At 38.8% G+C, this 10,961-nt stretch carries 12 protein-coding genes; 10 read left to right on the top strand and 2 right to left on the bottom strand.

Annotated elements, in window-relative coordinates; genetic code table 11:
- Positions 1 to 141 precede the first annotated feature (141 nt).
- The 5 genes from GX437_04615 to GX437_04595 are packed head-to-tail and all read left to right on the top strand — an operon-like array spanning position 142 to position 4,069.
- On the top strand, positions 142 to 663 hold the full coding sequence (locus GX437_04615; GenBank protein NLJ06936.1) for an adenine phosphoribosyltransferase: 522 nt from the start codon (positions 142 to 144) through the stop codon (positions 661 to 663).
- Positions 663 to 1,763 carry a DNA-protecting protein DprA gene (dprA, locus tag GX437_04610; GenBank protein NLJ06935.1) on the top strand — a complete coding sequence of 367 codons (1,101 nt, stop codon included), beginning with the start codon at positions 663 to 665 and terminating at the stop codon, positions 1,761 to 1,763. Before GX437_04615 ends, dprA begins: the two co-directional genes overlap by 1 nt.
- Positions 1,764 to 1,774: 11 nt before the next feature.
- Positions 1,775 to 2,821, top strand: a complete 1,047-nt coding sequence (locus GX437_04605; protein ID NLJ06934.1) for a hypothetical protein — start codon at positions 1,775 to 1,777, stop codon at positions 2,819 to 2,821.
- A 4-nt stretch (positions 2,822 to 2,825) separates the two neighbouring features.
- Positions 2,826 to 3,083 carry a hypothetical protein gene (locus tag GX437_04600; protein ID NLJ06933.1) on the top strand — a complete coding sequence of 86 codons (258 nt, stop codon included), beginning with the start codon at positions 2,826 to 2,828 and terminating at the stop codon, positions 3,081 to 3,083.
- Positions 3,084 to 3,121: 38 nt separating this feature from the next.
- Positions 3,122 to 4,069 carry an acetyl-CoA carboxylase carboxyltransferase subunit alpha gene (locus GX437_04595; protein ID NLJ06932.1) on the top strand — a complete coding sequence of 316 codons (948 nt, stop codon included), beginning with the start codon at positions 3,122 to 3,124 and terminating at the stop codon, positions 4,067 to 4,069.
- Here the strand turns inward: GX437_04595 and GX437_04590 are convergent.
- The gene (locus GX437_04590) at positions 4,059 to 4,676 is read right to left on the bottom strand and encodes a WbqC family protein (GenBank protein ID NLJ06931.1); all 618 of its coding nucleotides are present in this window, start codon (positions 4,674 to 4,676) and stop codon (positions 4,059 to 4,061) included. The two genes, GX437_04595 and GX437_04590, sit on opposite strands and share 11 nt — an antisense overlap.
- 204 nt (positions 4,677 to 4,880) lie before the next feature.
- Here GX437_04590 and ccoG point away from each other — a divergent pair, with 204 nt between their 5' ends.
- The 4 genes from ccoG (at position 4,881) to GX437_04570 (ending at position 8,291) form a co-directional block, all read left to right on the top strand.
- The gene (gene ccoG, locus GX437_04585) at positions 4,881 to 6,287 is read left to right on the top strand and encodes a cytochrome c oxidase accessory protein CcoG (GenBank protein ID NLJ06930.1); all 1,407 of its coding nucleotides are present in this window, start codon (positions 4,881 to 4,883) and stop codon (positions 6,285 to 6,287) included.
- 2 nt (positions 6,288 to 6,289) lie between these two features.
- Positions 6,290 to 6,739 carry a hypothetical protein gene (locus GX437_04580; GenBank protein ID NLJ06929.1) on the top strand — a complete coding sequence of 150 codons (450 nt, stop codon included), beginning with the start codon at positions 6,290 to 6,292 and terminating at the stop codon, positions 6,737 to 6,739.
- 1 nt (position 6,740) lies between these two features.
- Positions 6,741 to 7,466 carry a sulfite exporter TauE/SafE family protein gene (locus tag GX437_04575; protein ID NLJ06928.1) on the top strand — a complete coding sequence of 242 codons (726 nt, stop codon included), beginning with the start codon at positions 6,741 to 6,743 and terminating at the stop codon, positions 7,464 to 7,466.
- 234 nt (positions 7,467 to 7,700) lie between these two features.
- The gene (locus GX437_04570; protein ID NLJ06927.1) at positions 7,701 to 8,291 is read left to right on the top strand and encodes an arginine decarboxylase; all 591 of its coding nucleotides are present in this window, start codon (positions 7,701 to 7,703) and stop codon (positions 8,289 to 8,291) included.
- A gap of 53 nt (positions 8,292 to 8,344) precedes the next feature.
- Here the strand turns inward: GX437_04570 and GX437_04565 are convergent, their stop codons facing one another.
- Entirely contained in the window at positions 8,345 to 9,364 is a 1,020-nt protein-coding gene (locus GX437_04565) for a N(4)-(beta-N-acetylglucosaminyl)-L-asparaginase (protein NLJ06926.1), read from the bottom strand.
- A gap of 147 nt (positions 9,365 to 9,511) precedes the next feature.
- Between GX437_04565 and GX437_04560 the strand changes: the two genes are divergently transcribed.
- Positions 9,512 to 10,961 (top strand): hypothetical protein (locus GX437_04560; protein ID NLJ06925.1); only part of this gene is annotated, 1,450 nt, incomplete at its 3' end.

Raw genomic sequence — 10,961 nt, 5'->3', positions numbered from 1 at the left:
CCGTGGTGAAAAATCCCTCCGTAACTTTGTAAAAAATAATCAGTAGATAATTCTCAAACCCGCGTTTGACTTTATGCTTTTTTCAGCAGGACAGTGTAAATTGCAACCTTATATTTTCCTCAATATTTTTAAAGAAAAAAGATGAACCTGAAAGAATTCATAAGGGATGTACCAGATTTTCCAAAACCGGGTATTTTATTTCATGATGTAACGACCTTATTCAAAAATCCATTAGCGTTCAATCATGCCATAGAAAGCTTATTTGAAATTTTTCAGTCGGAAAATATTGATTATGTTGCAGGTATTGAAGCACGAGGCTTCATAGTAGGCAGCATTCTGGCATATAAATTAAAGTGTGGCTTCATTCCGGTAAGAAAACCAGGAAAACTTCCCTACACGACCATCTCAGAAAAATACAGTCTGGAATACGGAACAGACAAGGTTGAAATGCATCTGGATGCCATTGAAGCTGGTAAAAAAGCGCTGGTGGTGGATGATCTGGTAGCCACAGGAGGCACCATCATGGCTGCTATCCGCCTGGTAGAAAAACTTGGAGCAAGCGTTGCCGGAGTTGCTGCCATTATTGATATGCCCGACCTTGGCGGAAGAAAAATGCTCGAAAAATACAACTATCATTATCTGATAGAATACAGCGGACACTGATGAATCAGGATTTGGTTTATAAAATCAGCCTCACCCTTGTACCGGGAGTTGGCCCTGTGTTGGCCCGAAACCTCATTGCTTATTGCGGAAGTCCTGAAGCAGTATTCACTGAGAGAAAAAATCATCTGCAAAAAGTTCCGGGAATAGGAGCTACCATCGCTGAAGCCATTACTTCATTCACAAGGTTTGACAGGGCAGAAAAAGAAATAGATTTTATTCAGAAACATAATATCAGAGCATTATTCTATCTTGACGAAGAATATCCTGCACGGCTCAAGGAAGTTGAAGATGCACCTGTGGTTTTATACGTCAAAGGGAAGCAAAACCTGAATGTAGCAAAAGTGCTGGGAGTGGTTGGAACAAGAAAGGCTACCTTTTACGGGAAAACAGTCAGCAATCAGATCATAGCCGCGTTAAAACCCTTTAATGTATTGATAATCAGCGGACTTGCTTTAGGTATCGATTACATCGCCCATCGTGCAGCTTTAAACAACGACTTACCTACCGCTGCAGTTTTAGGCCATGGGCTCGATAGCATTTATCCCGGTCAGCACCGTGCCATTGCAGCAGAAATTGCTTCAAAAGGATGCCTGATAACAGAATATTTGTCGGGAACTCCGCCAGATAAACCAAATTTTCCGGAGCGCAACAGGATTGTGGCCGGAATGGTTGATGCCGTGCTTGTAGTCGAAACAGGTGTAAAAGGCGGGGCACTGATAACGGCTGAGCTTGCCAATTCCTACAACCGTGAAGTCTTTGCCATTCCGGGCAGGACAGACGATTTGTTGTCTGCCGGCTGCAACCGCCTTATCAAACATAACAAAGCCTGCCTTGTCGAAAATGCTGAAGACATCGCTTATCATCTCGGATGGGATATTTCTAAACCAAATACACATGATGATATTGCCGGTAAAATTGCCGAACTTTCCGAAGCCGAACTTCAGGTTTATAATTTCCTGAAAAACAATAATAAAACACATATCGATCAAATTACTTCAGGCATCGGGAAACCTGTTTCAGAATTATCCGTCATACTTCTCGGACTTGAATTTAAAGGTCTTATTCATACTTTACCGGGTAATTTTTATCAGTCAGTATAAAATTGAAATTTATGAAAAAATACTTTTTTTTACTTGCCCTCTTCCATTTATTTTGTTTTCATCAATTCAGGCTGTTTGCTCAGGAAAATAAACCTAAAAACATAATTTTACTGGTTGTTCCCGGATTCGGCTACGGACATTTTTCAATCATCAATGAAGAAATGAAAGGAAATTCTGCCTTTGTGAAATTAGAAAAAACCGGTATCATCCGTCCTTCTCCAGAAGTGATTAAATCTCCCGCTTCAACCTCAATTCTGGCTACAGGATTTGTTTCATCTTCAAAAAGCAGTGGATTTGATGAAAAGGGAAATAAAGTAGAAACCCTGCTTGAAATGGCAGCAGTAAGCAAAAGAGCAGTCGGTATCATCAGTTCAGCGTCCATCACATTTCCTGTCAATGCTGTTTTTTATGCTCATCAGAAAAATCTGAACAATGAAGAACAAATAGCTGCTGAGCTTTTTGACCTGAAACCTGAGCTGGTAATCGCTGCAGGAATTAAAAAATTTAAAGAAAGAACAGACAACCGCGACCTGATACTTGAGTTCAGGAAAGAAGGTTATAAAATTATTGATGAAAAAAAGGATTTTGAAAAAGGGAGCCAGCTTAAAACCATTGTGCTTTTTTCATCAGAGCATCTGGAAAAGGCTCCGCTACGGGGTGATTTTTATGTAAAAGCCTTTCAGAAAGCATTTAAAACACTGGTAAAAAATGACAAAGGTTATTTCATGCTGATCACCTTTCCTCAGCTTGAATGGGCATGCCAGGAAAATAATCCCGACCACCTAAAAGCAGAGCTGACAGATTTGAATCAACTGATAGAAAAAATCCTTCTATTTGCGAAAAATGATTCTGAAACACTTCTTTTAATAGTTTCTGAAAAAGAAAGTGGCGGTGTTTCGATGGTGAATGACGGTAAAAACAACATCAAATTCTCAGCTAAAAGTTCCACCCCCATGCTTGTACCGGTTTTTGCCAATGGTCCCGGTTCAGAAAACTTTTCTTCCTTTTTTCAGATCAATGAATTCTTTCTTAAATTAGGAAACTTAATCATCAGATAAAGAAATGACAGGTTTGACATTAAACATTCAGCAAATCATACTGCTGGTGCTTATTTTTTTATTCATTTTGAAAAAACTATTTGCCAGAAATCCTTTTGTTCTGAAATACGACCTTTATATGAGCATTGTGCTTTTATTGGGGCTTGTCGTATTGGTGGCCGTTGAATTTTGGAACAAAAAACTATGGATAGGCGTTTTGGCAGTTGTTCTCGGGTTAATTGCCATCCTTAAAATTCTTATAGATTCGAATAAGCGGGATTAAAAAAAAGAGTTAAATTTGATTCAAATTAAATAGTGCTAATGCTTAGATTTGATTTTGAAAAACCCATCATTGAACTTGAAGAAAAGATTAAAAAACTTGATTCAATATCAGTAGCTCCTGAACAGAAAAAACCGGAACTGGACAAACTGAATAATGAATTAAAAAACTTAAAAAAGAGAATATACAATCACCTGACAGGCTGGCAAAGGGTCATGATTTCAAGGCATCCCGAACGACCCTATACGTTGGATTATGTAAATCATTTGTTCAACAACTTCATTGAATTGCATGGCGACAGAAAGGCAGGAGACGACCCTTCAATTATTGGCGGATTTGCAGAATTCAATGGCGAAACAGTGATGGTCATCGGACATCAGAAAGGAAGAAACCTGAAAGAAAATCAGCTCAGAAATTTTGGAATGGCAAGCCCGGAAGGCTACCGCAAGGCAAACCGTTTGATGAAACTTGCTGAGAAATACAACAAAGCCATTATCACCTTTATCGATACTCCCGGAGCACTTCCGAGCGTGGAAGCTGAAGCTAGAGGAATCGGAGAGGCCATCGGCACCAATATACACGACATGCTCAGACTGAAAGTACCTGTCATCAGTATTGTCATTGGAGAAGGGGCTGCAGCAGGAGCTTTGGGAATTGCCGTTTGCGACCGCCTGCTGATGCTTGAAAACACATGGCTGGCAGTTATTTCTCCCGAGTTTTGTTCTTCTATTCTCTGGCAATCCTACAACCATAAAGAAGAAGCTGCTGAGCAAATGAAACTGACTGCCCAGGATTTATTAAAAGCCGGAATTATTGATGGAATTATCAAAGAGCCATATGGAGGTGCACATTTCGACCCGCCTAAAACCTTTGATCTGGTCAAATCTGCCCTGCAAAAACATCTTGAGGAACTTCATGCAATAAGTGATACCGAACGCATTGCCCTCAGAGAACAAAAATATAACAGTATCGGGGCCTTTATTTCCTGATTGCTTCTGTCAGAAAATATTTCGCTTCCGGCCCCGTATTAAACAATAAATCAATGACACTTAAGCCTTTTATAAAGCCAAATCTCTCACTGAAAACCTGCGTATATTCCTTTTCAAAGTATCCTTCAACAGGTTTTTGTCTCCTTTCTTTAGGATGAAGATAATCCCTGAAATCGTTTATTGACTTTCCATCACCGTCAGAAAGGAATTTCAGTTCGGTACTTATCTTTAAGTCGGTTAACAATTGCTGAATCAGGCTTAAATCAAAGTCAATCAGAAAGTTATTTGGCTTATGCAGAAGGCTGTAATAATTTTCAGCATAAAACTCAAACCAAGGTGATTTGTTGTAAGCAGAACATATTGATTGCCAATGGCTTCTTGCCCAGTTAATGCCATTATCAATCCGGACTTCACGCATGGGAAGGTTATTTTTTCCGGCTTTTAAAGGAACTATCAGTTTCAGGACTGAATTTGCCCCTGAAATGTACGCCCTGTTTCGGTAGCTTTGCTTTTGAAACAAGGATACATCATCCACAACAAGGATTTTGTCTTTAAGCAGCAAACTGAAATATGCTGAAACAGGAAAGTAATGAGGTTCTATCAGCATTTTTTAATGATGGTCTTTAAAATCCTGTTTTCTAAAAGCCGGCAAGATAAATAATTCATGTCAAACAACGTTTGCCTGCTGCAAAACATGAAAAATGTATTTTTTTTTCGTTGAACCAGCTGTAAGTTGCAGTTCAAATTTAACTGAAAATTGAACGAATAAACTGAATTTACGTTTTTTTCACACAGAAAAACATTGCAGAATATGGCAAATAATAACGAAAATGAATCATTTCGTGATTCCCTGAGTACCATTACCAAAGAAGGTAAAAGAAAATGGATTTATGCTAAAAAACCATCCGGCAGGTATTACCGGTACCGCACCTATCTCAGCTGGTTTTTACTGACAGTTTTTTTCATCACCCCCTTTATTAAAGTAGGGGGTCAACCCCTGATCATGCTGAATTTTTTTGAAAGAAAATTCATTTTATTCGGAGCTATTTTCTGGCCTCAGGACTCTTATGTCCTTTTCCTGATGATGATTTCTTTCATGCTATTCATCATCCTGTTTACGGTCATTTATGGCAGATTGTGGTGTGGATGGACATGTCCGCAGACTATTTTCCTCGAAATGCTGTTCAGAAAAATTGAATATCTTATTGAAGGAGATGCCGGTAAACAAATCGCATTAAAAAAACAACCGCTGAATTTTGAAAAAATCCTGAAAAAAGGTATTAAACACTTGATTTTCATCATTTTGTCTGTTTTAATTATCAATACATTCATTGCTTATCTGGTAGGAATTGATAAACTCAGGGAACTTATCTCATCCGGTCCTTCTGAACATCTGACTGCATTTGTGGTAATGTTGTTTTTTTCATTCCTGTTTTATCTTGTATTTTCATGGTTTAGGGAACAGGTCTGTATCATTGCCTGCCCTTATGGGCGTTTGCAGGGCGTTTTACTCGACAGTAAGTCAATAGTTGTTTCCTATGATTACAAAAGAGGCGAACCAAGAGGTCCTTTCAAGAAAGATGAAAACCGTCAGGAAAGTGGAAAAGGAGATTGTATCAACTGTCTTCAGTGCGTCAATGTTTGTCCGACCGGCATTGATATCCGCAACGGCACCCAGCTTGAATGTATCAACTGCACTGCCTGTATGGATGCCTGCGATGATATGATGGTCAAGCACAAAATGCCTCGTGGATTAATTCGTTACGCTTCCGAAGAAAGTATTTCAAAAGGAACTAAATTTACATTTAGCTGGAGAATGATTGCCTATTCAATTGTACTGACTCTTTTACTTTCATTTCTGATTACCCTGCTGGCAACACGAAAATCGGTTGGAGTTACTATTCTTCACACTCCCGGACAACTCTACCAAGTGGTTGACGATAATAAAGTCAGTAACTTATACAATATCAGGGTGATAAACAAATCCAGAAAAGAAGCTGTAGTTACTCTGACCGCAATAGAACCAGCCGGAGAGATCCGGTTCTTAAGTCAAAATTCAATATCTGTCGGTAAGGAAAGTTCTTCAGAAAGTGTCTTTTTTGTATTGCTCGATAAAAACAAACTTGCAAAAGGGAAAAATATCATCAGGATTTCTATTTACAGAGATGGTAAATTTGTCAGGAATAAGAAAATTGTTTTTATGACACCAAAACAATAATCATGAAGATAAAGTTTAACTGGGGAACGGGAATTATTTTAGTCATACTTCTGTTTTTTGGAACACTGGCATTAAGAATCTATATTGCCTATCAGCGAACTGTCGATCTGGTTGAAAAAGATTATTATCCGCAAGGACTTGATTATCAGCAGGAAATAGATAGAATACAAAATACCCGGAATTTATCTTCTCCCATAAAAGTTGACCTGGATGGAATAAAATTATCGATTACTTTTCCAGTTGATTTTCAGGGTATTGCAATAAACGGTGAGTTAAAATTATACCGTCCGTCCGACCCTTCTCTCGATCTGGTTTTTCCCTTTGAAAATGATACCAGTCAAAGTAAAATCTTTCAGCTTTCTGAGGTAAAAAAAGGGAAATACGTTATTCAGCTGAGCTGGTCTGATTCGGCCAAAAAATATTTTTTCACACAGGATCTTTATATTCATTAATATGTCGCTTCTGATTGCTGCCTTCATACTTGGGATCACGTACAGCCCGCATTGTGCAGGCATGTGCGGACCTATCGCGCTGGCTTTTCCGCTTCAAAACAATAAAGCTTTTTTTAAATTCATCGCCATCTTACTCTATAGCACAGGACGAATCCTGACTTATGGCCTTATGGGATTAATCTTTGGTTTTTTTGGTCAGGGAATACAACTGGCAGGCCTACAGCAATACTTATCTGTCTTTCTTGGGGTAATGATTATTCTGATTGCTATCTTTCCCCAGCTTTACAAAGGGAATAACATCATATCCAGAAGCATTTCAGGAATAGGGAATAAAATCAGCTTCAGGTTTTCAAAACTAATGGGGCTTTCAAATCCCTTAACATATTTTATTATCGGCCTTTTAAACGGCCTGCTCCCCTGCGGATTGGTGTATATGGCGCTGGCTGGCTCTCTTCTGACTGCCAATCCATTTGAAGGATTCCTGTATATGCTCTTTTTCGGACTGGGAACTGTCCCGATACTGGCACTCATCATTTATTTCAAAACCGGGGTTCAGGTTTTATTTCAAAAAAAGTTAAGAAAAATCATTCCTGTTTTAACAATTCTGATTGGGATTTTATTCGTTTTACGCGGGCTTGATTTGGGAATTAAATACATCAGTCCAAAAGATAAGGCACTGAAAATCAAAATAGAAGAAAAGAATAATGTACCGGAGTGTTGCAGATAGCATACTTTTTCACAGGAAAAATGATGGTGTTGAATTCTTTTGAAAATAAAAAATTAATTTGCAGTCGTAATTAATTTAGCTTTAACTTAGCAATCGTAAATATTTGGTAGGTTTTTTGATTAAGAGCACGAATCTTTAAAAAAAAATGCAGGTTGTGAGATTTGTAAATAATTTTACCTTTGCACTCTTTTTTAAAGAAATATGGTTTAACCAAACACAATTTTTTATGACCTGATGAACGTAATGAGCTTAAACGATTTGCTTGGAGGACAGTCGCTCCAGGTAAATAATCCGCCCAACGGATTAGTGATTGGTAATCGAATTCCAAGAGATTACTTCATTACTCAAGGTACTGGCGAAAGCGATATTACAATTCACGCAGGCTCTTACCACCTCGCATTAAAATCAGCAGGAATTGAAATGGCAAACATTATGACTTATTCGTCTATTATGCCTGCCATTGCACGGGAAGTCGAACGTCCATCCGAAATTATTCATGGTGCTGTGATGGAGTCAATTTTTGCTGTTTCTAACGGGTTGAAAGGGCAACGCTTGACAGCCGGTATTGTTTATGGATGGTTGTACGACAAAAAAACAGGTAAAAAATACGGGGGTCTTGTCTGTGAACACAACGGCAACTACCCCGTAGATGAAATAGAACGCCTCCTGAACAGTAGCATTTTAGAATTATATGAAAACGGGTTTAATGATGAATTTGACCTGAAAGATGTCAGATACATTACCCAGACATTCATACCTAAAAAACAATTTGGTACCGCACTCGTTGCCATTTGCTTTACGAGTTATTTTTACCCGATACTTTAATAAATACCCATATTACCGGGGCAGCAGCATCATCATTGAAACTGCCCCGGATTTTATTTATTCTTCAGATAATAGTCTGAAGGATACAGTTTGTTTTGATTATCATGGTATAAGGCAAATTCAAAACCTTCCGAGATACTGAAAGCACCTGTTTCTCCATGCTTATTCACAGCCAGAAATCCAACCTGAAATGATTCAAAGTCCTTCTGTTTTCTGACAATTCGTTCTATTGCTTCCCTGCAGGCTTCCTGAGGAGATTTACCCTGCCTCATCAACTCAACAATTAAATGGCTTCCAGCCATTTTGATGACAGCTTCACCTCTACCGGTAGCACATGCTCCACCTACTTCATTATCAACATATAAGCCTGCTCCGATAATAGGCGAATCTCCAACCCGTCCATGATATTTCCATGCCAGTCCGCTCGTAGTGCATGCCCCGCAAATGTTTCCATCCAGATCAATAGCCAGCATGCCAATGGTGTCATGGTTTTTTTCTGAAGGGACAGGTTCAGGGTGATAATTTTCCGACTTTAACCATTCTTCCCATCTGAGTTTTGCTTCGGGTGTCAGCAAATTTTCCTTTTTAAAACCCTGAGAAAGTGCAAAATCCAGAGCACCTTTCCCGACCAGCATGATATGATTTGTTTTTTCCATCACCGCCCTTGCCACTGAAACCGGATGCATAATATGTTCAAGAAAGGCAACAGAACCACAATTACCGAGGTGATCCATTATACAGGCATCAAGGGTTACATGACCATCTCTGTCGGGTAATCCGCCATATCCTACACTCGTAACTTCAGGATCTGCTTCAGAAACCCTCACTCCCATCTCGACTGCATCGAGGGCGCTACCTTTATTAATTAATACTTTCCATGCTTCTTCATTTGCCGCAAGGCCATGTTTCCATGTCGATATGACCAATGGAAACATATTTTTTTTGTTTTTACCTTTTTTCAAAGTACTTAGATTTACCGGAAAAATTTCACCTTTTGATGAAAACGGAATTCCGACAGCACCTAATGCAGCCAGTAAAAAGCTGTTTTTCAGAAATGTTCTTCTGTTACTCATTTTTTTCAATCAATTACAGGATAGCAAAATTAAGAAACATTCCTGTTGCACATGGTAAAGTCTTTTACCGGTTATTTTATTGGCACTTATGTTAATAATGAAGTTTAATATCCGTTTTTTTGGGTATATTTTCGCAAAAATTTTAACATGGGAAAAAATTCTAAAATCCAGATAATAATATTCCTGTTTCTTTTCATCAGCTATTCCGGAACAGCACAAAAGCTTTTTGGAGGAGAGATTTATACTACTTATCAGGGGAACAATAAATATTTAGTTTCACTGATCCTCTATACAAGCTGTTTTGACGTTTCGCCAGGAAATGCAACCATAAAGGCAAAATGTTTACCTAGTGGTACGTTGATCAGTAGTCAGACTGCTCCCATGCCTGCCGGTGTGGAAGTGACGAATGTTTGTCCAGGTCAGTGCACAAGATGTTCAAAACCAACCTGTTCGATGTTGGGGATTAAAAAGTATTCATATTCTGCGGTGCTGGATATTTCTTCTGCCGGAAGTTGCTGTGAAATTATTTTCTGTTATGAGCAAGGAACAAGAACCACTTTGATTTCAACGGGACCAGGGGGAAGTGAGTTTTACATTGAATCTTATTTAAACCGTTGTGTGGGTGGTAATGAAGATGTTTTTCCTCTGATTTCTCCCGAATTCCTTGCAGTGAAGAATGTGAATTATTCTCATGCACTCACCTGCTACAACAACACCTATGTTCTCGACTCTATTGTATATGAATTCACAAAACCAATGAAGCCGGGAAGAATTGATGTTACTTATTCGGGACAATATTCATACGATAAACCCGTATATTTCTGGGGTTTCCCCAATAAAAACCTGAGTTATCCGAGAGGAATCCAGCTTGATTCAAAAACAGGTCAACTTACCTTCAGGCCTGTCAATGCTGAAACAGCTCTTTTAGCTGTTAAAATAAAACAGTTTCATAACGGACAACTTTATAAAACCTTTACCAGGGAATGGATTGTCAACATTACCACTCAGACGGCCAATAATTCCCCGACTATTCAACTACCTGCAAATCAATACATTTGTTCATGGTCTGGTTCAAACATTCAACTGACTGCCAGCGACCCTGACGGAGATTCTGTCTTTTTCATGCATAATTATCAGGTGGTGTCCATCAATCAGACCAATCCCGATAAGCCTCTGCAAATCATTGATTTAAATTTACTTACAGATATTAATAAAGAAGTTTATGTCCCGTTAGTAGTTAGGGTTAAGGATAACAAATGCCCTGTCCCCGGCAGCTCCACCAATGTCTTCTTTCTGAAAGCCATCAACGGAGTATCAGCTACGCCTGTAGCGGCTGACTCGGGTTGCGGTTTGTTTCATTTTTTCGTAACCAATATTCATGGAAAGCCAACCGAATACATTTGGAACGGTGATGATGAAATGAGCCGTAACGATAGCAGCTTTTATTTTCAATACTATTCACCCAATACACAATATGGGTTTAATCTGGAAATAAAAAACAAAGAGGGTTGTGAATTTAAAACTTCAGGAAAAATTAAAACAGGCAGTGAGGTCAGCATACCTGTTTTTGCCGGAAAAGATGATACTCTTTGTTATG

Source organism: Sphingobacteriales bacterium (assembly GCA_012517435.1).
Classification (GTDB): domain Bacteria; phylum Bacteroidota; class Bacteroidia; order CAILMK01; family JAAYUY01; genus JAAYUY01.
This window is presented reverse-complemented; position numbering and strand designations above follow the sequence as displayed.

Excerpts from the sequence above, each read along its gene's own strand:
- GX437_04605 (NLJ06934.1), top strand. The coding sequence starts at position 1,775 with ATGAAAAAATACTTTTTTTTACTTGCCCTCTTCCATTTATTTTGTTTT.
- GX437_04600 (NLJ06933.1), top strand. The coding sequence starts at position 2,826 with ATGACAGGTTTGACATTAAACATTCAGCAAATCATACTGCTGGTGCTT.
- GX437_04615 (NLJ06936.1), top strand. The coding sequence starts at position 142 with ATGAACCTGAAAGAATTCATAAGGGATGTACCAGATTTTCCAAAACCG.
- dprA (NLJ06935.1), top strand. The coding sequence starts at position 663 with ATGAATCAGGATTTGGTTTATAAAATCAGCCTCACCCTTGTACCGGGA.
- GX437_04570 (NLJ06927.1), top strand. The coding sequence starts at position 7,701 with ATGAACGTAATGAGCTTAAACGATTTGCTTGGAGGACAGTCGCTCCAG.
- GX437_04590 (NLJ06931.1), bottom strand. The coding sequence starts at position 4,676 with ATGCTGATAGAACCTCATTACTTTCCTGTTTCAGCATATTTCAGTTTG.
- GX437_04580 (NLJ06929.1), top strand. The coding sequence starts at position 6,290 with ATGAAGATAAAGTTTAACTGGGGAACGGGAATTATTTTAGTCATACTT.
- GX437_04565 (NLJ06926.1), bottom strand. The coding sequence starts at position 9,364 with ATGAGTAACAGAAGAACATTTCTGAAAAACAGCTTTTTACTGGCTGCA.
- GX437_04575 (NLJ06928.1), top strand. The coding sequence starts at position 6,741 with ATGTCGCTTCTGATTGCTGCCTTCATACTTGGGATCACGTACAGCCCG.
- ccoG (NLJ06930.1), top strand. The coding sequence starts at position 4,881 with ATGGCAAATAATAACGAAAATGAATCATTTCGTGATTCCCTGAGTACC.
- GX437_04595 (NLJ06932.1), top strand. The coding sequence starts at position 3,122 with ATGCTTAGATTTGATTTTGAAAAACCCATCATTGAACTTGAAGAAAAG.